Raw genomic sequence first — 23,622 nt, forward strand, 5'->3', positions numbered from 1 at the left:
ATCATTGGCTTACCATACTGTCCGTAAGGAACCCCATTTGAATAGTCTGGACTGCGAGCATCAGCTGGTGGCTGCCCACCCTGCATCCCTGACATATCCATACTGCCATGATCCATGCCACTGTGATCCATACCCGACATATCCATGCCACTGTGGTCCATATCAGACATATCACCCGACATATCCATGCCACTGTGGTCCATATCAGACATATCACCCGACATATCCATACCACTGTGGTCCATATCAGACATATCACCCGACATATCCATGCCACTATGATCCATATTCGACATCTCAGCAGCTGTTGCAAAAGGTGATGTGAGCAAGACTAGCGATGACAAACCAATGAATGACAGATTTTTCTTAGATATTTTCATAATAAGCCTCATATTCGAAGGTTTGTTAAACGACGGCAACTTCTCGGAACATACCAGCTTCCATGTGATACAGCAGATGGCAATGCCACGCCCATCGTCCAACTTCTCCCGTCACATCGAAGCTAATCTTTTGCGCAGGCTGCACCACAATCGTATGTTTACGTACTTGAAAGTCTCCAGATGGCGTGCGCAAGTCACTCCACATTCCATGCAGATGCATAGGATGGTTCATCATCGTGTCATTGACTAAGGTAATACGTACGCGTTCGTTTGGCTTAATATTGACAGGCGTTGCATCCTTAAACATGACACCATCCAACGCCCAAATATAGCGCTCCATGTTACCCGTTAAATGTAACTCAATCTCTCGGGTAGGCTTGCGCTGCTCCGCAAATATAGCCTCATCCACGGAACGTAATTGGTCATAAGTCAAAACCTTTCTATCAATATCACGCAGGTTAATACCGGGATCATCGAGGTTCATACGTGGACTGTCGACACGCATGTCAGATTTAAAGTCATACTCGGTCTTAGCATGCTTTGCTTTGTAGCCTTTATCACCCATCGCACCCATCATATCTGCCATGGTTAACCATTCGATCTTGTCCAGAGCAGGTGTGGCAGCTCGCGCGCCTTTTTTAGTTGCAAGCGTAGTCGCGACATAGCCTGAACGATCGATGTTTTGGGCAAATATGGTATGTGCATCTTGAGTAGGCGTGACGATGACATCATAGGTCTCAGCCACGCCAATGCGGAAATCATCAATCGCAACGGGTGCGACATCAATACCATCTGTTGCTACCACAGTCATCTTGAGACCCGGTATACGCACATCGAATATCGTCTGTGCTGAGGCATTGATAAAGCGTAATTTAACGGGCTGTCCTGCTTTTACTAGTTGTGTCCAATTAGCCGCTGTGGTCTTACCATTCATCAGATAGGTAAAGGTTTTTTCGCCAGATAAATCAGTAAAATCCGTCGGCATCATACGCATCTGATTCCACATTTTGCGCTTGTCATAAGCGGCTTCTAAATCTGTTGCGGCAATATCAGACAATAGTTTTTTGAAGTCTGGCAAATGATAATTATCAAAGTCAGCGCGCTGTTTGAGCAACTTCAAGAGATTGTGTGGATCGCGGTGCGTCCAATCACTCAGCACGATCACATGGTCTTCTGCGACTGGATGACGCTCACGGCCTTTTGGTTCAATGACAATAGCGCCCAGCATACCGGTTTGCTCTTGGAACCCACTATGAGAGTGATACCAATAGGTGCCTGATTGTTTAAGTTTGAATTTATAAGTAAAGGTGCTATTTGCAGGAATGCCATCGAAACTGATACCCGGTACGCCATCCATCTCAAAAGGTACGAGCAAGCCATGCCAATGGATAGAGGTTGACTCATTCATCTGGTTATGAACACGGATAGTTACGGTATCGCCTTCTTGCATCTTTAGCGTTGGTGCTGGTAGCGAGTCATTAATCAGCGTCGCCATACTCGACTTGCCATTGACAGTAACGGGCTTCTTGCTGACATACAGATCAAACTCATGCCCAGTTAAGATAGGTACGATATGGCCAGATTTATCACTGTTGACGGCTGCATTCTGCTGGCCTTTACCGAGCGCACTATTGGCAATAGACGGTAGGGTGGACAGCATGGATGCCCCTAACAAGGTAGAAGATCCTGTCAAAAAACGCCTGCGATTAAGCACAGTTTTGTTCATAATAATTCACCTGATTTATATCCATAAAGTGAGAGTTGAGTCTATATATTTATCAGCTAAGCCTATGTCTTTGGCCGCTTATTAACAGAGCTTTATAAGCTATTTAAACGACAACCAAGCTAGATTTGCTGCTGCGGTGTGTCAATAGTTGCATAAATAGCTGTTGAGCCATCTTTGTTAAGCTGCATCACTTTATATGGCATAAATTTATCTTGGTATTCCATACCTGGGCTACCGACTGGCATGCTCGGTACAGCAAGTCCGATCGCATCACTTGGCGGGTTTTTTAGGAACTGCGCCATATACTTAGCAGGGACATGACCTTCAAAAACGTAGCCATCAGTAGTGACGGTGGTATGGCAAGAGCGCATTTGCTGCGGTACGCTGTATCGCTCTTTAAACAAGGACACGTCTTCGACATTCTGTGCGGTTGCGTTTAGACCATGACCTTCGGCATAACCGACCCATTCTTTGCAACAGCCACAATTGGCATCTTTATAGACGGTGGCTGAGATATTTTTTAGGATAGTTGATTGGGTATCTGAAGGAGCGCTGATAGGTGTCATTTCAGCTGTTGGTTGCTCCGTGTGCGTAGTTTGCACGTTTTGCGTAGCAACAGTTGGCTCAGTCGCTAGTGTTGAGTCAGCAGCAGCGGAATTAGGTTGACTGCAAGCGGCAATCGTTAACGATAATGGCAATACCACGATCGCCGAGAGCACACGGCCAGATATCAGATGATGTTTATTAATAAATCTATTAGTATAGCGTCTCATAAAACCACTCCCGAGCGTCTGTCTGACGATTAAATATTATAAAAATTAGAGCCAAATCACTGGATAAAATAGTGCTAGCAAAGTTTAAAACTCAAATCGCAAAAAGCAGCACTATTAAGCACTGCATTTTGTACAAAAAATCAATGTTGCATTTCGGATCCATCACCTGACATATTCATCTCACCATCAAATGACATATCCAACATACTATCGTCTAACCGAGTCGTTAGCATGGTGTACTGGTTTTCATTTAAGTCAGGTAGCGATCTAATAAAAGCAACCATCGCCCAAATCCTGTCATCATCGTGAGTGGCGCCCCAAGCGGGCATGCCAGACGCCATAATGCCATGTTTAATCGCCCAAAAGCTTTGTCTAGCACCAGCCTCGTTTTGATAGCGCTTAACGATATCCGCCTGAGTAAAGTTAGGAGGCTTTGGGTACATACCGCTATTTAAATCTGTGCTGTTGACGCCGGGAGACAAATGACAGCCTGCACACATATCTTTGTAATCTGCACCGCCCGAGCTGATCATTTCCGCCTTCTTTAAATTGGGAACCAAAATATTCTTACTGGCATGTTCAATTGAGCGTGTGCGGGCAGTTTCTAAAAAATCGTAAACCAGCGGACTATGAGCTCGATCAGCACCGATATTTATCATGCCGCTAGTCACCGTAATAAAAATACCCGTAATAGCGACAAAGACAGTAAAAAGTATTCCTAACAAAAACTTCATAGGTTTGTCCTAAAAATCCATTTTCTTTAATATCCCATTACTGCTTGATCAGCTTCTCTGACAATATAGTCAAGTCTATATAAATCCGCTACAGCGTCATCCTCGCTAAGCATACTAATGTATAACTTGCACTCGGTTTCCTTGTATCGAAATTATATTGAACTGACTATAGTATTGAACTTATAAATTGATATTTAAGAGTCGCTATCGCTGCTCACACAGTGCTTTTGGTACATCGCTTTCATTTTGCTCATGTTAGCCATCATGGCTTTCATAGCAGGATCATTCATATCCATTTTGCTATGATCCATTTTTTGCATCATCTGCATATGCTTTTGCATTTTCTCACAGTTCATTTGGTCTTTTTCAGCATGCATTTTTGGATCGTGTGCCAACGCAGAGGTTGAAACGACTAAGGCTATAGCAGTTGCTACGATTGATTTAGACAGTGGCATTGATTTGAATAGTGACATGGTAAATCCTTATTTGATTTGGTATGTAGTCGAAAAGACTTTAAGATATTAAGTTACTTTAAAGCATACTTTAGTGATTCTGACAGAGAGATGACGGTAAGATTACAATTCTGTCATCTTACTATTTATGGTTTTTAATGTTGTCAGTAATCCTTTAGTATGACATCAGAGCTGATGTTACTTATCGCTACCATATTTGTTGATAAAGTATTTTTCAGACTGTAGATGTTGATCTTTTTGTTCAATCTCACAAGCCACTCTCGCATCGATATAGCTTTTCATTTGTGAATTTGAGAGCTGAGCATCGTTATGATCCAAGTTTTTTGCAAACTCAGTCACAGCGTCGCAGTTGTTGATGATTGAAGTGCTTAGATCCGTCGTATGCGCATTGGCAGTGGTAGTACCGATAAGTACAGATACCGACAGCAGTAATACTTTTTTAAATGAACCGTGAACTTTCATATAAAACCTCTTTTGTAAGTTGTTTAAATTGATTACCGATAAAAATAATTCATCGTAGCTAAGTATTGAAACGAGCAGCTATTTATCGTTTATGTAGGTTAGCAAAATAAAACTGACAGTCTGATTACGAGCACATGACATCTTTGTCAGTTACCCATCAATGTTGTCACCTGTGCTGGTTAGAACGTTAAACAATCATGACCGTATTGAGGAATTACAATGAAAGTACTGCTGGTAGAAGATGAATTGAAGCTTGGCGAGTATATAAAAAAAGGCTTAACCGAAGCTGGGTTTATCGTGGATCATCAGCTAACAGGATTAGATGGCTATCATGCATTGATGACGGAAGAATTTAGCGTGATATTGATGGATGTGATGCTGCCTGATGTTAGTGGCTTTGAGCTGGTGCGTAATTACCGAGCGGCTGGCAAGCATACGCCTGTGCTATTTCTAACCGCAAAAGATGACTTAAGTGACAAGATAAAAGGGATTGAGATTGGTGGCGATGATTATTTGACCAAGCCTTTTGCCTTTGCAGAATTGATCGTCAGGATGAAAAGCTTATTACGACGTGCCAATCAAGCCGACTATCAAAGTACGATTATGCAAATAGCGGATCTTAAGATGGACATTGGTAAGCGCACGGTGCATAGAGGAGATAAGCCTATTAAGCTCACGGCAAAAGAGTTTTCCTTACTACAGTTTTTATTAGAGCGCCGTGGTGAAGTGCTTCCACGCTCAATCATCGCTTCCCAAGTATGGGATATGAACTTTGAAAATGATACCAATGTGATTGATGTGGCGATAAGGCGTCTTCGTATAAAAATAGACGATGATCATGACGCAAAGCTGATTCATACGGTGCGCGGGATGGGCTATCGGTTAGAAGCGGTCGATACAGTGCTTGATAGCAAACCATCTCACGAAGCTGGCAATGTCTAATATGAAATATAGGTTTGATAATCGGCGCTTGCCGCTATTATGGCGTACTGTGCTGTTGCTCACGATATTTGTTGTTATATCGCAGGTTATTATTTATATATGGATACAGCGTTCTGTTAAAGGCCATTTCGAGCAAATGGACGCTGAGATTATGACCCATGCGGCTTTTAATCTACGTAAACGAGTGATAGAACCTAGTAGCCCTATAACTTCTCAAACCCTACCAAGCTCTCAATATCCATTAAATAGTCAACAGTCGCTAAGAGCGGCGCCTGACGTAATGCCTGATGGAGATACTTCTACCGCAGTGATATCAGATGAAGTTGATCATCAGCATTCTTCTTGGCTAGATTACGATCTAAAAACCATTATCGCTAATAAAGAAGGGCAGATACTGTCTAGTACCCCCAATAACTTTGCTCAAGAACTAGGGAAAGGGTTTAATCTGTCATCACTGAAACAAGATAATGATAAGCAACAGTTTGTGATGAATATCAACAGTCGATACTATCGAGCAATGGTCATTGAAGACGACAAAATGCTCGCGCTTATCGCATTGCCTATAGATGTGCATCATCAGTATTTATTACAGTTCAATCGTCAGCTTAGTATGATTTTGTTCGCGATTACCTTGTTGCTCATATCAGTAGCGGCATTGGGTGTGTACTGGGGTTTTGCCCCTTTGGCGACCATCGTCCAAAAAATGAAAACAATGAATCCTGACAGATTGGATGATAGAGTCACGGTCAGTGATATGCCGTTAGAGCTGCGACCACTAGCAGAATCTTACAATTCGATGATGGCCAAGCTTGAAAGTAATTTTGAATCATTGTCACGGTTTTCAGACAATATCGCCCATGAGCTGCGCACTCCAATAGCGACACTCAGCACGCAAACGCAAGTCATGTTAAACAAACCGAGAGCGGGTGATGAATACATTGAGCAGCTACACCATCAACATGACACGTTAGAGCAGCTGTCGGCCATGATAAATAATATGCTGCTACTGGCAAAAACCCAAAAAGGATTGAGTGACTCGCAAATCAGTCACGTGGATACGGACAGTTTAATCACCAAGCTCGTTGATTACTACGAAATGATTGCAGAAGACCGAGGTATCGCTATTGAAACAAAAGGTGAGTTCAGCGCTGTCTTAGGAGATAAAAGTTTATTACAAAGGCTTTTTGCTAATCTGATATCGAATGCGATTTATTATGCTGCTCAAGATAGTGTTATAACCATTAGGGCAGATAGAATAAACTCAGATGAGATGGTGGGCACAACAATAAGCAGTCTTCAACAATCAAAACAAGATATTCTACGAATGACAATCACCAACCGATTAGATGAGCCATTGACACAAAGTGAGGCAGATAAGTTGTTTGAGCGCTTCTATCGACATCACAAAACAGTAGATCGCCATACAGGAACAGGTTTGGGTCTATCCATCGTACAGTCTATCGTTGGGGCGCATAACGGTAACGTCAGTATTACTATAAAAGACGATGATTACTTTCAAGTGAGTGTCGAGTTATTGGCGGACGTTTAATCTTTTAGTAGTCAACGATAGATATTCAATCTGAATAGATAAATTTGATAGATGGTTGCCTTGAAAACGAGCTGGTAATGACCAAGTAAATGTATGTCTAGTACCCAATATAAAGCTAGAGATTATTAAAAAGCAGTAGTTAGAACGGTAAGTCTATAACGAACATAACGTTTAAAACAGTATCATAACAATCAATCATAAAAATCAATTAGGGAATGACTATGCATATCACGGCTAATTTTGATGCAGGCAACATTGACATTATTAATGCAGATGACAAAAAAGACATTCAATTAGCGATTCGCCCAGATGTTGGTAGCGAGTTTTTTCAGTGGTTTAACTTTCGTCTGTCAGGTCAAATAGGGGAGCAGTATGTTCTCAATATTCTGAATGCAGGAGAGGCCTCTTATCTAGAAGGTTGGGAGAACTACCAAGCGGTGGCTTCTTATGATCGTCAGCATTGGTTCCGTCTGCCAACGTCTTACAAAGATGGCAAATTGACCATCGTGGCAGAGTTAGAATGCGAAACCATTCAGATTGCGTACTTTGCCCCTTACAGCTATGAGCGTCATCAAGATTTATTGGCCACTGTGCAAGTGCATCCGCTAGTGACGTTAGAGCATCTAGGTGAAACGCTTGATAAGCGTGACTTGACCCTAGTCAAAATCGGGGATGGAGATGCTAGTAAGCGTAATATATGGATTACTGCTCGTCAGCATCCAGGTGAGACGATGGCTGAATGGCTGATCGAGGGTTTGTTGTATAGCTTGTTAGATAGCGATAATGCGACTGGCAAACAGTTATTAGACAAGGCCAATTTTTATATTGTCCCTAACATGAACCCTGATGGTAGTGTACGTGGTCACTTGCGTACTAACGCTGCCGGAACCAACCTAAACCGTGAATGGCAAAGTCCAAGCTTAGACAAAAGCCCTGAAGTATTTTATGTGATTAATAAAATGGAAGCGACGGGCGTGGATCTATTTTATGATGTGCATGGTGATGAAGCATTGCCATACGTATTCCTCGCTGGTTCACAAGGGACGCCAAGCTACAGTGACCGTCTTGCTGGACTACGTGATAGATTTTCAGAGGTATTGAAATTAGCTAGTGCTGATTTTCAGTCTGAATTTGGCTATGAGATTGATGCACCAGGTGCTGCCAATATGACCGTTGCCACCAATTGGGTAGCAGAGCGTTTTGATTGCCTCGCCAATACGTTAGAGATGCCATTTAAAGACAATGATAATCTGCCCGATGAAGAGATGGGTTGGTCGCCAGAGCGTTCTATCAAATTAGGCGAAGCATCACTGATAGCAATGCTAGCTGTCGTGGATGATTTACGATAACTATAGAAAAAAAGCTGCAGAAAATAAAAAGCTGCTAATGATGGCCAAGTGTTTTAGTGGTCATCGTTAGCAGCTTTTTTTCATTTTTATTTTCACATTCGCCAATAACAGCCCTGATAAGATCAACATCATGGCCAGCATTTTCCACCACGTCACCACTTCTCCTGTGAGTAGTACTGAGGTCACCATACCGAATACAGGCACCAATAGCGCAAATGGCATAACCTTGGAGGCAGTATTTTGACTGAGTAAGTGTGCCCACAGACCAAAGCCAATTAAGGTTGAGATATAGACGATAAACCCAAGTGAGAGCCAAGACTTGAGTGATGCTTCAGTAAACGTCGCTAGTTGCCATGCATCAGTCTCAAATATAAGAGAAGATATCGTTAACATCACGCAAGCAATGAGACCGCCCCAGACTACCAGCGTTAGCGCAGACAGAGCAGAGGCTTTATTTTTTTCAGTGCTAGATGGGGCAACAGATACCCTTGTTCCTTGCTGCGTTTCTTGTAGGGCAGCTTTCTCTGACGCTTTTTCTGAGGCCTGTTTTGATGCTTGCTTGGATGCAATATTACCAAAGCTCCAACCGATGGCAGCTATCAGGATACAGATGAACCCTGCCAAAGGCATATCACCGCCAAGGTTTAACGCAATCACGCTGAGTCCTAGTACACCGACCAACATACCGACGATTTGCATACGGCTGACTGCTTCACCCAATATAAAGTAAGCTAGCAATACTGTGATAAAAATCTGAATTTGTAGCAGTAGTGCCGTTAGCCCCGGGGATGAACCCAGATGCATCGCTGTAAACACAAAGGCGTATTGCATGACAAATGTACCGATGGCATAAATAAACAAGGTACGGTTGAATTTAGGCGGCTTTAGAAATAAAACCAGAGGCACAGCAGTAAAGAAAAAACGCAGGGCGGTAAGCATCAATGGCGGAAAGCTCTCAAGACCCCACGCAATAAAAGTAAAATTCACGCCCCAGATAAAGGTAACCAGTACAGCCAATGCAGTATATATAGGGGACATATGAGCTATCCTAGAGAAATAGTATCCGTTGTCGGAAGTGATTAGATTTGATTGTGTTTGGCTGATATTTAGGCTTAGAATTATAGTCGAAAGGTCACTATATAATAGGACGGTACTAGCACTATAGTCGATTCAATTTAAAAGTAGTACAAGGCAACCGAGTGTAGATGTATATTAAATACTTCAAGCGAGGTTAACGCTGTAATACTTTTATAGTGGAATGACTATATAAGTCTCTGATTGGTTAGTCTAACGATTGAGCCAATACCTCGAAAACTTTTGAATGACTCATCTGTGCCACATTGAACCGCATAAAGTTCTCAGCATTGTCCGATTGGCTAAAAACATTACCCGGTGCCAATACCACACCCTGTGATAAGCAGCGATTGGCCAATTCGGTCGCATTATTATTCTTAGGTAATCGGCACCATAGGAACATACCTGCTTGTGGAAGCAGCCACGGTACGATGCCCAATTTAGCCAATCGTGGTAGCGTATGAGTACGTGCGTTTGCCAGCCGAGTATGGATATCATTCATATGCTTACGGTAGCCGCTATCAGTCAACGCTGAGAATACAACAGCTGCGGCCAGCTGACTGCCACCAAACCCAGTCGCTATCTTTAAATCGACCAAACTCTCGACCCATTCTGTAGGCGCGGCAATATAACCACAGCGTAGAGATGCGGATAACGTTTTAGAAAAACTGCCGATATAGAATACGCGTGATAACCCATCCAAAGCCGCCAATCTCGCTGCAGGCTTGACTTCAAAATCTGCAAAAATATCGTCTTCGATAATGTACAAACCAGCTGCTTGGGCCAATTGTAATACACGGTATGCCGTAGCAGGTGACAACGTTGCGCCCGAAGGATTGTGAATGGCAGCATTGGTGATGTACAGGCGCGGCTTATGCTCATCTAAAATCGCTGCAAAGGCCTCTACATCTGGCCCATTTGGCGTATAAGGGACGCCAACTACTTTGACCCGATGGGCAAGCAGCTGTGCTCGAAAGTTAAAATAACAAGGATCATCGACGACAACCGTATCACCTGGTGTCAGCAAAAATCGAAAAATCAAATCTATCGCTTGAGTGCCGGAATCCGTCAATATAACCTGTGACGGTTCTGCATTGATACTCAATCCTGCCATACGCCGCGTGAGTAGTTGGCGCAATGTTAACAATCCTAGCGGCGTTGCATACTCACTGATAATGGACGCGTCAGCTTTTGCTACATTTCGCAGACCACGGCGTATACCTGCCTCAAACAGCCAGTCCGCTGGTAACCAGCCGCAGCCTGGCTTTAGTGCACCATCGGGTGGCTCCAGCGACTGCCGCGATACCCACAATGGATCTACCACTCGTTCAATTTTTGGTGCTATATCTGTCAATGATAGTGGCGCTGTCGTCTCTGCCACATAGAACCCTGCACCAGGGCGGGAGTAGATAATGCCCTCAGTTTGCAGGCGTTCATAGGCTTCAACCACGGTCGATGGTGAGAACCCATAATCTTTGGCAGTAGCACGGACAGACGGTAGCCGCGACTCTGGCATGTAGATGACAGTCGCTATTTTCTCTTTTACGTCAGCCATGACAACTTCGATGCGTGTTAGCTTCTTATTCATATTTTTTACAATTTTTGGTAAGGCAGATTTTGTGAAGGTTTTATCTTAAGGGTACAGCTAGGACAATATATGGGTAGGATATCCCAACTGTATGGGTTTTATAGACCAAACAGTTCTGTCTAATTGTACTGTATTGTATATAGATAACCTACTGTGCTTTTGTTTTAATTATTGAACGTAAACGATGTAGAGGTAGGTGTGATTCTATTGTGAATCGCACTTACCTCAGTCAATTCAACGATTATTATTCGAAAAGCAGCGATATATGACTACAAAAAAATATAATAAATATTTGGCCTTTGCCTTATGCGTGATAACGACAAGCGTCAATATCCAAGGGCCGCTTTATGCCGTTTATGCACACAATGATGGCTATGGCGTGCTAGCAACTACGATAGCATTTTCCTTTTATGTATTGGGTGTCATACCCGTATTGTTAGCTTTTGGCGGATTGTCTGATCGCATCGGACGGCGCAAGGTGATTTTAATCTCTTTAGCCCTATCGATAGCAGCGACAGCTCTCATGTTGTTTTATCCGTACACGCGAGCATTAGCAGTAGCACGATTCGTACTGGGTGTGGGAACGGCTCTGATGGCTGCTACGGCGACTGCCTATATGATTGAGCTGCTTGGTTCATCAGATACGATGCGTGCGACAGCGTGGGTGACGGCCAGTACGACGATAGGTTTTGGTCTTGGTCCTGTATTGACGACGGTTTCTTTGATGTTTTATGAAACCGATCAGCCAGCCAGTTTTCTCTTACTGCTAGCGAGCGGGATATTCGCTATGTTTTTGTTATATCAATTACCAGAGACGGCACCTAAACGCACTAATTTGCCCACCTCTATGCTACGGCTACCTTATTTTAATCGTGAAGTTATATGGTATGGCAGCGGTATTTTGATTTGTTGGGCGACGACCGGATTGGTGTTGTCAGTTATTCCCTCAGTGCTGGCCACGCATGGACTGGCTAAGTATGCAGGGGTATCCTCTATGTTAGCCATCAGTTGTGGATTGATCGTTCAGCCAATCGCCCGAAAGCTTGACCCTCAAGTTTCAAGCAAGCTAGGTCTTCTGATCTTACTACCAGCTTATGCTTTATTGGCTTGGGGGACGTTGAATGCCAATCTACCAGTGATTCTTTTGGCGGCATTTTTGGCCAGTACTAGTTGCTATGGCTTTGTTTATTTAGGCGGTATGTTAGGAGTCGCAAAATCTGCTGGAAATGAGCAGGCACGTGCAAGTGCAGGCTATTTTCTGATGGCATATATAGGGCTTAGTGTCCCCGTCATCTTTACTGGTTTGATTGTGGATCGGTATGGTGCTGCTACTGCGTTCTACGCCTTTGGTGTGTTTTCATTAGTTGGTGTGATTGTCTTATTTGCTAGCCAGCCTATGTTGAAAATCGGACGTCATTCGAACGCCCATTTGCATAGCGTGACTTAGAATAAAATTGATAGTACAGTTTTCTATTCATTCAATATCTTTCTATGCAGCATCTTCAATTTTAGAAAAAAAGTCCTTTATACTGATATAAAGGACTTTTTTACATTCATTATATTGGTTTAAAAAAGGTGAATATCACTAGAGATACAGCAACGTTCTGTTTTCTTCTACTTCAATTAGCCATCGCACTTTGCAGGATGGTGTAAGCCGCTTTGACCCTCTCTGCGTTGGGGTAGTTCTTATTTGCCAAAATGACAATGCCAGATTTTTTTGCGGGAATATAAGCGATATATCCACCGAATCCATTGGTAGCGCCTGTCTTGTTCACCCATACATCGTTTAAAACAGGTGTCGGCTGATTGTTTGCTGTAATAGGCTGTGGCTTGAGCACCACATCCGTTGAATTACCTTCAAGTAGTGTGTCTAGCTGAGTGGGGAATGGATACATCTCCCACGCCAATCCCTGTGTAACAGTGCTCGCTTGATAGTATCCCTTTCTAGTGTTTTGCAATGACTGTTGAATATCTTTATCCAAAGGGATTAACCCCATATTAGCCGCCATGTAATGGGTCATATCCGCGCTGGTTGATTTAATACCATAAGCTTCGGCGTCCAAAATCCCAGGGTTAACTCTTATCGGCTCTCCAGCAGCGTTATAACCAAATGCATAATCGTCCATTTTGTCGTTAGGAACATTGATAAAGGTACTAGGCATATTGAGTAAGGGCAGTATTTTATCTTCCATCACCTGTGTGTAATCCGCGCCCATACTCAAGGCTGATATATGGCCGAACAGTCCTATACTGGCGTTAGAGTATAGACGTTTTGAGTTGATAGGGAAGGCAGGTTGCCACGACTTATAGTAGCGGAACAATTCCTTATTGTTTTTGATATCGTTAGGTACTTGAAGTGGTAGACCACCTGCCGAATAGGTGGCTAGGTTGATAAGCTTGGTGTTACCAATGGCGCTGTCTTGTAGATAAGGAATGTATTTATCAGCGGTATCCTCCAAGTCGAGTGTGCCATTGAGCTCTGAGTAACTTGCCAAAGTCGCGGCAAAGGTCTTACTGATAGAGCCCAACTCAAAGATAGTGTTTTCTGAAACAGCCTTGCCAGATTGTTTGTCAGCCAAACCGTAGTTATAAAAAGACGACTTTCCATCGACAATAATGCCAAACGCCATACCTGGAATATCATGTGCTTTCATTAGCGACTTGGCTTGTGCATCGACTGTGCTTTTCAGATGACTGTCGCTGTCTGCTGCTTGCACTTGTCCAGATATCAATGAGGCGGCAATGACAGCAGTCAGACCAACTCGGCTAAAAAGTGTTTGCACTGATTTTTTCATGATTATATTACTTGTCCGTTTTGTTAGAAGTAGCGGAGGTCTATTCCTTTAGCGAGTCTGCAAATAGGTTACTGACTTCGAGAATGTCATTTCGTGTTTTCCTATTTTATTTTTACAGAACCTCCGTATTTTTACAGAATACCAATATTCCGGCAAGCTGAAATCGGTGTATTGAACACGGATTAAGGGCTAATTCATACTTCTACTATGAATGTTTAAACGTATTTGTCTCTCATTTATTGAGGAATTGTCGTGTGCGCGACAAACTTCTAAGCGCTGTTATGAAATTATAGTCTACAGGCAAGGGATGTCGTCAATGATAAACCTTAACTTATCACTAAATAAATTAATCAGGGATAAATGATGAATAGTAATCAAAATGCTTATGGTATTGTCTGCGCTGTTTTTTTTGTTTGACAGCAATTTGGCGCATTTTTTTTGTTATGTTTAAAATGAGGACAAACCCTAAAAACACAACTTTTGTCATTATCTTGTCATAACCGCATCGTATCCTTGAGCTCACTATGAATGGTGGCTGCGTATGGCTGATGTCTTGACTTATTGTATGAGTCATTGATAACAGTAGGCGCATCAATACAAGGTTTGTTTATGAGTGTGGCTAATCGGCTTGGTAGTATTTCCACGCGCATGCTGATTATTTTGGCATTGGCTTTTTTATTGATTATTCTGATGGTGTACTGGGTTATTGAAACCCAAGCGAAGCCGCGCCTACTAGAGATGACTTCAGAAACAGTGGTTGAAACGGGTAATGAAGCAATCAATAGCATCATGGCGAGTATCAGCCATGTCGATGGATTGGCAAAGGCGACCAGTACGATGGCTGGTGGCTTGCCAAAAGAAGACGTTCTTTATAAAGAAACCTTTGGCAATCTCATGCAGCAGACGGACCTGCGAATCGTGGGCGGAGGTGTATGGTTTGACCCTAATATGTATGAGCAAGGTCGAGAGCGTCAGTCGTTTGTGTGGGCGCGTGATGATGCAGGCAACATGCAACCATCAGAACGCTATAATCAAGTGAGCCAAACACCCAATCCTTATTATCGAGATTGGTGGTACATTCCAGCGATGTATGCACGTCATGACCACTGTGTCTGGAGCCGTGCGTATGTGGATCCCGTGAGCAATCAGCCGATGATGACTTGTGCCAAGTCATTATATGACAGTCGTAACCAAGCTTTTGATGGCGTGGTGAGTTTTAATTTGTTATTGGATAATCTCGATGATGCCATGAAAAAATGGCAAGATAAGGTAGGTGGTTACGTCTTTTTGGTAGACCTGGACAATCGGTTTTTGACCTTTCCTGATCAGTCGATGGTCACTCAAGTGACGGAAGATAATCCTCAGGGCGAAATGGTAACCGCACATCAATTGGCCAAGAAAAACCCTAGCTTTGTACCTATTGCTGATCGCCTAGATAGTATCAATCGCACACTGATCGATGAAGCGACTGCCAAAGATGAAGGCCGTTTCACGCTCGCCGCCCGTAGTATTTTGAGCACGACCAATTTGGACAAAGTCAGCGAACAAGAATCCCAATTACTCTCCGCATTATTGCTGTTGAACATCGATCAGACGTTTAACTTAGTCGGCAGTCATTTGGTCGATACCATCGCTGTGCCCAATGATTTTGTGTTGCAGCAGTCTGCCACCGCTTTTGTGTTTCGTATGCCATTTACGTATTGGAAGATGGTCATCGTTAAGCCTGATAATGACATGATGAGCGTGGCAAATGCACTGTCAAACCAGCTGATTCAAGCCATGCTATTGGGGTTTATTCCGATTTTATTACTGACTGCATGGGTGTTTCGTCGCTACTTTACGCGTCCATTGAAGCACATGGCAATGGCCGTGGCTGATATGGGCACATTGATTGAGCAAAAACAATATCAAAAATTAAGCGTGCATAAATTGCCACACTCAAATGTCAGTGAAATCCAAGTCATCAGCGAGCAGACCAATCAACTAATTGATCGTGTCGTCGAAAACGAAGGCGCGCTTGCTGAAATAAATGTCCATCTAGAGAGCCAAGTGACCGCCCGTACGAAAGATTTGCAGCAAGCCATGGACGAATTAAAAGCCTCACAAGTGCACCTAGTACGCTCCGAAAAAATGGCCACACTCGGTCAGATGGTGGCAGGCGTGGCGCACGAGGTCAATACGCCTCTTGGCTATGTGCGTAGCAATATGGAGCTGGTCGGTGATAACCTCATGCGTTTTGATGAGCTGATACAGCATACCGATCAATTATTGCATGCGTTAAAAGAACCAGAGGCTGACCAAGCACAAGTGACTCAATTGATAGAGGAGACCTTGCAGTGTTGTGAGGCAATTAAAGAAGATGAAGTCAGTGAGGATTTGATAGATTTGATCAAAGACGGCCTGTATGGCGTCGATCAGATTGCGGAGTTGGTCGTGAGTTTGCGTGATTTCTCTCGAATTGACGAATCCAAGGTAAAAGAGGTCGATATCAATGACTGTATCAACACGTCTTTGGTGATGGCACGTAATAATCTAAAAACTCTAGATGTCAGCACCAGTCTGGCTGAGCTACCATTGATTCAATGCAATCCTTCGCAAATCAACCAAGTATTACTCAATCTATTTAATAATGCCGCCCAAGCCATGCCAATGGATCATAAAGGGACATTACAGATCCTCTCGTCTGTTGATGAGTCGCGACAATACGTGGCAATCAGCATTACAGATAATGGTGCTGGTATCAAAGAGAGTATTTTAACGCAGATCTTTGAGCCCTTTTTTACTACCAAAAAAGCTGGTGATGGCACAGGGTTGGGATTGGCTATCACAGCACAAATTATCGAACAACATAGCGGTCGCATCGAGGTCAGCTCAATCGTTGGCACTGGAACGACGTTTACCATCCTGCTGCCGATACAGTCTATCGCTCATAAAACCGAATCTTCACAGGCCTTATTTGAAAGTTGAGAGACTTCCAACTACTTATTTAAAGAGAGCCTCATGCAAAAACCAAAAATTGCCTTTATCGATGATGAACCACGCATTTTACGCAGTTTAAAAATGCACTTCCGACAGTCACACGATGTGTTTATCACTACTGATGCTACTGAGCTGATGGAATATATCAGCGCGAATGAGGTACAAGTGGTCGTCAGCGATCAACGCATGCCAGACAAGCAAGGTACAGAAGTGTTGCGTGATATCAAGTCGGCATCCCCGAACACTATTCGTATCTTATTGACGGGGTATGCAGATCTGAATGCGGTGATTGATTCTGTGAATGAAGGCGAGATTTATCGCTATATCACAAAGCCTTGGCAAAATGATGAACTCAAAAAAACCGTTAATAAAGCCACAGAGATTGCTCAGAAAACCCAAGAAATCACCCAAAATGTCACTGAAAATCATGATATTCAAAACCGTATTCATGCCAGAACTGATAGCAAGCGTAGTATATTGGTGTTAGATGATGATGAGAGTGTTTATCAGCAAATAAAAAGTCATTTTAAGAGTGCTTATACCGTGAGCTGGGCAAGCAATATTGAGCAGGCTGCAAGCTTATTACAAAAAAAACGCTTTGGTGTCACTATTACGGATTCGACGCTCAATAAAGAAAATATCACTCCCATTGTTTATGCGCTAAAAAATATTCAGCCTGATCTGATGGTGCTCATGTTGACCGAGTTCAAAGATGCACATATGGTGATTGATTTGATTAATAAAGGTCAGGTATATCGCTGCCTACCACGACCGACCAATTTTTCTATGATGAGTATCAGTCTTGATCGCGCGTTTGATCATCACGAAAGATTGGTACAGCAGCCGATATTGGCAGCTCGCCATCATGTTGAAGCAGTGCCGGAATCAGAGACGTTGAACTTTTCTGACAAGATAAACCGTTTTTTTGCCAAATTTAGAGGTTGGCGTATTGGAAGGTGACGTCAATCCAACATAAAAGTGATACATATGATTATCATCTTGCTAGTAGGTTTTACTATGTGCTGATGGTTATAAGTTTTCTCATTGGCTGCTCGCAAGCATAACAGAGGCTGCACAATATTTATCCCAGTAGAACCGTATGCTCTTTAAGAGGAGTCGACTGTATTTTGTTTAAGGTCGAACGCTATTCAAGCCAAAACATTTTGCACGCAGTCGATTAAATATTCCTTTACGGCATTGAACAGTGGGTCAAGCAATCGTCGTTCAGGAAAGATCAAATATAGTGGATAGGAGGTAACTTGCCAACCCCCTAGTTTAATTTCAATGTGCTGTCCTTCTTTTATATCAGAACTAATGTCCAAACGAGATTCTAGTGCAACACCATGTCTCATTATTGTCCAACGCCTGACCACGTCACCATCTTTTGCCCGATACAGCGGCGCTCGTTTGTTTGTCCAAGCCTTCAAACGTTCATTGACTAAAATATTTGTCATTGTGTCCCAGACACAGACAATTATGTTCAGCCAATGCTGAGGGTGTCTTAGGTTCACCAAACTTCTCTAAGTACATAGGCATTGTCTAAGATGCCCAGTGCATCCTTACAGTGCTGCAAAAGCTGCTCACCCTTGTTAGTAAGGCGGAGCTTGCGCGTCAAGCGGATGAACAATTTGTCCTATTGAGATACGCTGATGGAGGACAGGCCCTCGTTTGAGAAACATCAGACTAAACAGGACGGTTGTATTGTCTCAAATATAACAAACAACCGCTTAGATATCGATCTAAATAACCCCTTAAAAACAACCTACTTTCAAAATTATATTGAAAGTGTTTTAGGTGATGGCTACTGTTTGAAGCACAACACTTTCATTACAATGGATGCTATCACGACGGATAAAATAGAACAGGTATCCAAAACTGAAACAATAATTCAAACAATAAGGGCGGTTTATGACTCTGAATACCACTAAAACGATTTTAATTACTGGCAGCACAGATGGCATTGGCAAATTGGCAGCGTTAAAACTGGCAGAAGCTGGACACCAAGTGTACTTGCATGGCCGCGATGCTGACAAGCTTGCTAGCGTCATTGCAGAAGTTCGAGCAGTCGCGACAGGCGCAGCAGTAGATAATATTGATGGGTTTGTGGCTGATTTTTCTGATCTAACGGATGTGCTAAAGATGGCAGCAGACGTCAATGAAAAACTGCCCAAGCTTGATGTGCTCATAAATAACGCAGGGATTTATACCACGGCATCAGCATTGACTAAAGACGGTTTGGATGTACGTTTCGTAGTCAATTATCTAGCGCCTTATGAGCTGACCAATGCTTTATTACCTTTGCTAAAGCAGTCTGATAAAGCGCGTATCGTGAACTTAAGCTCAGCTGCGCAAGCGTCAATATCTTATCAAGCACTTGCAGGCCAGACCCGCCTCGATGATAAGGATGCTTATGCCCAAAGTAAGCTGGCACTCACGATGTGGAGTATGGCATTAGCTGACACCGTCGCTAGCAACGATATCAATGTCATCGCCGTCAATCCAGGCTCGCTACTGAACACAAAAATGGCCAACGAAGCGTATGGTCAGCATTGGTCATCAGCAGACAAAGGCGCAAATATCCTAACGGAGTTGGCCATCTCGGATGAGTTCGCTGATGATACTGGTAAATACTTTGATAACGATATAACAGATGGCGCACATGGCGATGCAAGAGGGGCGTTTGGTCGACCACATGCTGATGCCCTAAACACAGCAGCCATTGCAGAGCTTGAGCAGCAGACTCAGACAGTATTGCAGTCAATTTTTGCATAAGATGCATAAGATTTATATTTAGCAGCATTAATGAATTTCAAACATTTGAACCATTACTAACTATATTTTCAAATTTTATTATTAAAAACTTTCTCATTAAAAACAGGACACAATATTATGCAAACTATCAAAGCCATTGGTTATCAAAACAATCTACCTATCGATAATGAACAATCGCTACAAGACATAACCCTTGATAAGCCAATTGCTTCAGGCCGCGATATTCTCGTAGAAGTAAAAGCCATATCAGTCAATCCTGTAGATTATAAAATCCGTGAAGGGCGACCTGCCGCAGAGGGTGAGTATGCTGTTATTGGTTGGGATGCTGCCGGTACTGTGACGGCTGTCGGTGAAGACGTCAGTTTATTCTCAGTAGGCGACAACGTCTATTATGCTGGAGATTTAACCCGTTCAGGCAGCAATGCTGAATATCAGTTGGTCGATGAGCGTATTGTTGGGCACATGCCAGCCTCTTTGTCTTTCGCTGAGGCAGCGGCATTACCACTCACAACGATTACGGCTTGGGAGATGTTATTTGACCGTCTACAAGTGCCTGTCTCTGATAGCGCAGCAAATGACAGCGATAGTAGCGAGGATGCTAATAACGTCTCAGTATTGGTCATTGGCGCAGCGGGCGGTGTTGGATCTATCTTAACTCAGTTATTAAAGACAAGAACGTCTGCCACGATTATCGGTACAGCTTCGAGAGATGAGAGCGTGCAGTGGCTCAAAGATTTGGGTGCTGATCATGTTATCAATCACCGCAACCCATTGTCTGATGAGCTACAAAAAACAGGTATTGCTGAAGTAGATTACGTGGTGAGTCTCAATAACACTGAAGATCATTATGAAGAAATCATTAAATGCTTAAAGCCGCAGGGTAAGCTTGGACTGATTGATGATCCAAAATCACTAGATGCCAACCCTCTTAAAACCAAAAGCTTAAGCCTGCATTGGGAGTTTATGTTTGCACGCTCAATGTTCAATACGCCAGACATGATTGAACAGCATCATTTATTAAATGCAGTGGCAAAATTGATTGATGCAGGCGAGATCAAAACCACGGTCGCTCACAATCTTGGGGCTATCACCGCTGAACATCTACGTAGTGCGCACCAAATGCTAGAAAAACAGCAAGCGCATGGCAAGATTGTATTAGAAGGCTGGTCTGCATAACGCATAACCCCATTTAGATTAATAGGTCCAATGTGACGCTTTTAGCAGACACGTTGGACCTATTTAAATCAATGATAATAATAAACATAGGATAAATAGATGAGCACGCAAGCAAACAAACCACTTACCATCGTCGCCACTATCAAAGCCAAACCTGAGCACGTTGAACAAGTCAAAACTGAGCTGCTTAAACTGACAGCAGCATCACAAGATGATCAAGGTTGTATCCAATATGACTTGCATCAGGAAAATGCAAATAGTAACGGTTTCGTGGTTTATGAGATCTGGGAAAACAACGAGTGTCTTCAGCAACATGTACAAAGCCCGCATTTTCAAAACTATGTACAAGTAACAGATGGGATGGTCGATGAATTTGTCGTTACTGAAATGACAGTTATCTCATAGGTTTGATCTATATTCTGCTGCTGACGATAAAATGAATGGTTGAAAGCCATGACTGATAAGATTGACTTTCATGTTTCAAAACAGCGTTTATTGATTTAGATATAAATGGCTTTGAATAAAATATTCAAAATCATTTATACGTTATTTATTTGCTATTGATCGATAATTATTCTTGAGCAACTTTCAAAACGATTTTACCGACATGTTTCTTTTCTAAGAAAACCGCTTGAGCAGTATGTATCTCTTTTAATGGAAAGGTACACGCCACGATTGGATTTATTTTACGTTGTTCGATACAGTTAACGAGGTTTTGGAACACTTTAGGCTGAAGTACAGTACAACCGTAAAAGGTCAAGTCTTTTAAATAAAGTGTTCTGATATCTAGCTCCAGTGATTCATAAACCGCTACTATATTAAATAATCACTTCATCATTACCGATCCATTTGGGTCCTATCTCAACCTCAACATCACGTGCAGTAACGGCCTCAGCGCACTCGGAGCATACTGTCACAGGATGCATAATGTGACCACATGCCTTGTGTCTATGCAACAGCGGTGCCCCGCGTTCATCAGCCATGTATTTATCACCCCAACTGACCAATGCCAGTACGACCGAGTGCAAATCTAATCCACACTCTGTCAGTCTATATTCCTCACGTAGCGGCCGCTGTTGATAGGCGACTTTTTTTAAAATATCGTATTCAACCAGCTTGCGAAGACGGTTAGATAGGACATGGCGTGTAATGCCCAAGCGTTGCTCAAATACGTCGAATCGTCTGACTCCCAAAAAACAATCGCGTAAAATCATGAGCGTCCAACGATCACCAATGACTGCTAAAGTGCGAGCCACCGAGCAAGACTGTTGGTCCAGTTCATCCCAGCGCATAGGTTATCTCCTTTATCTTTAAGCTATAGGTTAGCTTGACAGGGTCCAAAAATAAAGCTATGTTTTTGTTAGTTCTAAAAAGGAACCTATAAGGAAATAGATATGAACAGAGCACCCGTAGCAGTTGTAATCGGCGCAGGCGATGCCACTGGCAGCGCTGTTGCCAGACGTTTTGCGCGAGAAGGTTTTACTTTGTGCGTGACCAGAAGGACTGTTGAGAAGCTAGAGACATTAGTCAGTGATATCGAAGCGGCTGGGGGAGTAGTCAAGCCATTTGGTTGTGATGCACGTGTCGAGCAAGAGATGGTTGAGCTGTTTGCTCATATTGAAAAAGACATTGGGCCGATTGAAGTAGTAGTGTTTAACATCGGGGCAAACGTTCATTTCTCCATCTTAGATACGACAGAAAGGGTCTATCGAAAAGTGTGGGAGATGGGTGCCTTGGCTGGATTTTTGACAGGTAGAGAAGCGGCAAAAGTCATGATTCCACGTGAGAGGGGGACAATTATTTTTACGGGTGCAACAGCGTCTTTACGCGGTAGTAAAGGTTTTTCGGCTTTTGCTAGCGCTAAGTTTGCTCTGCGGGCATTGGCACAAAGCATGGCACGCGAGTTGGGGCCAAAAGGCATACATGTCGCACATCCTATCATTGACGGTGCCATTGACACTGATTTTATTCGTGACAACTTTCCTGAGCGCTATGAGCTCAAAGACCAAGACGGTATCTTAAATCCAGAACATATCGCTGAGCAGTATTGGCAGTTGCACTGTCAGCCAAGAGATAGCTGGACGCATGAGCTGGATTTACGCCCATGGATGGAAACTTTTTAATCCTATCTAGTTAATAACCGTCAAAATTTTAATGGATTTTTAATATATTGCAAGGAATGCAAAGATGCGTAAACAAGTAGAGTTTTTCTTTGATGTGGGTAGCCCAGCCAGTTACTTGGCATGGACACAGTTAGCGAGTATCGCGCAGCGTCACAATGCCGAGGTCGTTTGGCGTCCTATGTTACTTGGTGCAGTGTTTCAAGCCGTTGGTAACACCTCACCAGCTGCCGTACCTGCTAAAGGCGCTTATATGCTCAAAGACCTTAAGCGTTTTTCAGCTATCTATGACGTGCCTTTTCGCTTCAATCCATTTTTCCCAGTCAATACGATGCAGCTTATGCGCGGTGTTACCGCTTATCTGGGGACATCTAAATTTGAGAGTTATTTATCCGCTATCTTCAATGCGCTATGGGCTGAAAAGTTAAATATGGAATCACCAGAAGTTGTGGCTGAAGTTCTGTCGAAAGTAGGCATTGAGGCGACTGATTTTATGGCATGTATTAGTGAGCCTGAGGTTAAGGCGCGTTTAAAATCTAGTACTGAAGAAGCAGTAGCACGAGGGGTGTTTGGAGCACCAAGTTTCTTTGTAAATGGTGAGATGTTTTTTGGTCAAGACCGTTTGAGCTTTGTTGAAGATGCTTTGAGAGACTGAGAATAGTAAGTCATAGGATATATAGACTGCGCTGTACTAGCTCAACGATAATCCATCGGCTCTCAAGCCACCAGA

At 43.0% G+C, this 23,622-nt stretch carries 22 protein-coding genes and 1 pseudogene; 11 read left to right on the forward strand and 12 right to left on the reverse strand.

Annotated features, from left to right (window positions below; genetic code table 11):
* The 6 genes and pseudogenes from B2863_RS00485 to B2863_RS00510 form a co-directional block, all read right to left on the reverse strand.
* Window positions 1–380 (reverse strand): annotated as a pseudogene (locus B2863_RS00485) (copper resistance protein B); the annotation flags it as partial.
* Between the two features lie 25 nt (window positions 381–405).
* Window positions 406–2,106: a copper resistance system multicopper oxidase gene (locus tag B2863_RS00490; protein WP_296206776.1), complete on the reverse strand. Its 1,701-nt coding sequence runs from the start codon at window positions 2,104–2,106 to the stop codon at window positions 406–408.
* 119 nt (window positions 2,107–2,225) lie between these two features.
* The gene (locus B2863_RS00495; RefSeq protein ID WP_296206777.1) at window positions 2,226–2,879 is read right to left on the reverse strand and encodes a DUF411 domain-containing protein; all 654 of its coding nucleotides are present in this window, start codon (window positions 2,877–2,879) and stop codon (window positions 2,226–2,228) included.
* 140 nt (window positions 2,880–3,019) lie between these two features.
* A complete protein-coding gene (locus B2863_RS00500; RefSeq protein WP_296206778.1) occupies window positions 3,020–3,613 on the reverse strand; it encodes a c-type cytochrome in 594 nt (197 codons plus the stop codon).
* A 194-nt stretch (window positions 3,614–3,807) separates the two neighbouring features.
* Window positions 3,808–4,086 carry a hypothetical protein gene (locus B2863_RS00505; protein WP_058025813.1) on the reverse strand — a complete coding sequence of 93 codons (279 nt, stop codon included), beginning with the start codon at window positions 4,084–4,086 and terminating at the stop codon, window positions 3,808–3,810.
* A 177-nt stretch (window positions 4,087–4,263) separates the two neighbouring features.
* Window positions 4,264–4,548, reverse strand: coding sequence for a hypothetical protein (locus tag B2863_RS00510; RefSeq protein ID WP_296206779.1), 285 nt, complete (start codon window positions 4,546–4,548; stop codon window positions 4,264–4,266).
* A 219-nt stretch (window positions 4,549–4,767) separates the two neighbouring features.
* On the opposite strand from B2863_RS00510, the gene B2863_RS00515 reads away from it, so the two are divergent.
* From B2863_RS00515 to B2863_RS00525, 3 genes are all read left to right on the forward strand, one after another.
* On the forward strand, window positions 4,768–5,490 hold the full coding sequence (locus tag B2863_RS00515) for a heavy metal response regulator transcription factor (protein WP_296206780.1): 723 nt from the start codon (window positions 4,768–4,770) through the stop codon (window positions 5,488–5,490).
* 1 nt (window position 5,491) lies between these two features.
* Window positions 5,492–7,039: an ATP-binding protein gene (locus B2863_RS00520; protein ID WP_296206781.1), complete on the forward strand. Its 1,548-nt coding sequence runs from the start codon at window positions 5,492–5,494 to the stop codon at window positions 7,037–7,039.
* A 221-nt stretch (window positions 7,040–7,260) separates the two neighbouring features.
* Window positions 7,261–8,388, forward strand: a complete 1,128-nt coding sequence (locus B2863_RS00525; RefSeq protein ID WP_296206782.1) for a M14 family metallopeptidase — start codon at window positions 7,261–7,263, stop codon at window positions 8,386–8,388.
* A 66-nt stretch (window positions 8,389–8,454) separates the two neighbouring features.
* On the opposite strand, the gene B2863_RS00530 is transcribed toward B2863_RS00525, so the two are convergent.
* Window positions 8,455–9,426 carry an EamA family transporter gene (locus B2863_RS00530; protein ID WP_296206783.1) on the reverse strand — a complete coding sequence of 324 codons (972 nt, stop codon included), beginning with the start codon at window positions 9,424–9,426 and terminating at the stop codon, window positions 8,455–8,457.
* A 244-nt stretch (window positions 9,427–9,670) separates the two neighbouring features.
* Window positions 9,671–11,050: a PLP-dependent aminotransferase family protein gene (locus B2863_RS00535; RefSeq protein WP_296206784.1), complete on the reverse strand. Its 1,380-nt coding sequence runs from the start codon at window positions 11,048–11,050 to the stop codon at window positions 9,671–9,673.
* Window positions 11,051–11,315: 265 nt separating this feature from the next.
* Between B2863_RS00535 and B2863_RS00540 the strand changes: the two genes are divergently transcribed.
* Window positions 11,316–12,497, forward strand: coding sequence for an MFS transporter (locus B2863_RS00540; protein ID WP_296206785.1), 1,182 nt, complete (start codon window positions 11,316–11,318; stop codon window positions 12,495–12,497).
* A 172-nt stretch (window positions 12,498–12,669) separates the two neighbouring features.
* Here the strand turns inward: B2863_RS00540 and ampC are convergent, their stop codons facing one another.
* The gene (gene ampC, locus B2863_RS00545; protein ID WP_296206786.1) at window positions 12,670–13,845 is read right to left on the reverse strand and encodes a class C beta-lactamase; all 1,176 of its coding nucleotides are present in this window, start codon (window positions 13,843–13,845) and stop codon (window positions 12,670–12,672) included.
* A 609-nt stretch (window positions 13,846–14,454) separates the two neighbouring features.
* Between ampC and B2863_RS00550 the strand changes: the two genes are divergently transcribed.
* Both B2863_RS00550 and B2863_RS00555 read left to right on the forward strand, forming a co-directional pair.
* Window positions 14,455–16,812, forward strand: coding sequence for a sensor histidine kinase (locus B2863_RS00550; protein ID WP_296206787.1), 2,358 nt, complete (start codon window positions 14,455–14,457; stop codon window positions 16,810–16,812).
* 33 nt (window positions 16,813–16,845) lie between these two features.
* The gene (locus B2863_RS00555; protein WP_296206788.1) at window positions 16,846–17,784 is read left to right on the forward strand and encodes a response regulator; all 939 of its coding nucleotides are present in this window, start codon (window positions 16,846–16,848) and stop codon (window positions 17,782–17,784) included.
* 188 nt (window positions 17,785–17,972) lie between these two features.
* On the opposite strand, the gene B2863_RS00560 is transcribed toward B2863_RS00555, so the two are convergent.
* Window positions 17,973–18,278 carry a LysR substrate-binding domain-containing protein gene (locus tag B2863_RS00560; protein WP_296206789.1) on the reverse strand — a complete coding sequence of 102 codons (306 nt, stop codon included), beginning with the start codon at window positions 18,276–18,278 and terminating at the stop codon, window positions 17,973–17,975.
* 454 nt (window positions 18,279–18,732) lie between these two features.
* Between B2863_RS00560 and B2863_RS00565 the strand changes: the two genes are divergently transcribed.
* From B2863_RS00565 to B2863_RS00575, 3 genes are all read left to right on the forward strand, one after another.
* Window positions 18,733–19,596, forward strand: coding sequence for an SDR family NAD(P)-dependent oxidoreductase (locus B2863_RS00565; RefSeq protein WP_296206790.1), 864 nt, complete (start codon window positions 18,733–18,735; stop codon window positions 19,594–19,596).
* 126 nt (window positions 19,597–19,722) lie between these two features.
* Window positions 19,723–20,772, forward strand: a complete 1,050-nt coding sequence (locus B2863_RS00570) for a zinc-binding alcohol dehydrogenase family protein (protein ID WP_057762481.1) — start codon at window positions 19,723–19,725, stop codon at window positions 20,770–20,772.
* Between the two features lie 99 nt (window positions 20,773–20,871).
* The gene (locus B2863_RS00575) at window positions 20,872–21,177 is read left to right on the forward strand and encodes a putative quinol monooxygenase (RefSeq protein WP_201569072.1); all 306 of its coding nucleotides are present in this window, start codon (window positions 20,872–20,874) and stop codon (window positions 21,175–21,177) included.
* 166 nt (window positions 21,178–21,343) lie between these two features.
* Here the strand turns inward: B2863_RS00575 and B2863_RS14655 are convergent, their stop codons facing one another.
* Window positions 21,344–21,496 (reverse strand): zinc-binding dehydrogenase, encoded by a 153-nt coding sequence (locus B2863_RS14655; protein ID WP_414706854.1) that lies wholly within the window; start codon window positions 21,494–21,496, stop codon window positions 21,344–21,346.
* A 94-nt stretch (window positions 21,497–21,590) separates the two neighbouring features.
* Window positions 21,591–22,064, reverse strand: coding sequence for a winged helix-turn-helix transcriptional regulator (locus tag B2863_RS00580; RefSeq protein WP_296206791.1), 474 nt, complete (start codon window positions 22,062–22,064; stop codon window positions 21,591–21,593).
* 102 nt (window positions 22,065–22,166) lie between these two features.
* Between B2863_RS00580 and B2863_RS00585 the strand changes: the two genes are divergently transcribed.
* The gene (locus tag B2863_RS00585; protein ID WP_296206792.1) at window positions 22,167–22,895 is read left to right on the forward strand and encodes an SDR family oxidoreductase; all 729 of its coding nucleotides are present in this window, start codon (window positions 22,167–22,169) and stop codon (window positions 22,893–22,895) included.
* Between the two features lie 64 nt (window positions 22,896–22,959).
* Window positions 22,960–23,547, forward strand: coding sequence for a 2-hydroxychromene-2-carboxylate isomerase (locus B2863_RS00590; RefSeq protein ID WP_296206793.1), 588 nt, complete (start codon window positions 22,960–22,962; stop codon window positions 23,545–23,547).
* The last annotated feature ends 75 nt before the right edge of the window (window positions 23,548–23,622 follow it).

Source organism: Psychrobacter sp. UBA3480 (genome assembly GCF_002377945.1).
Lineage (GTDB): Bacteria > Pseudomonadota > Gammaproteobacteria > Pseudomonadales > Moraxellaceae > Psychrobacter.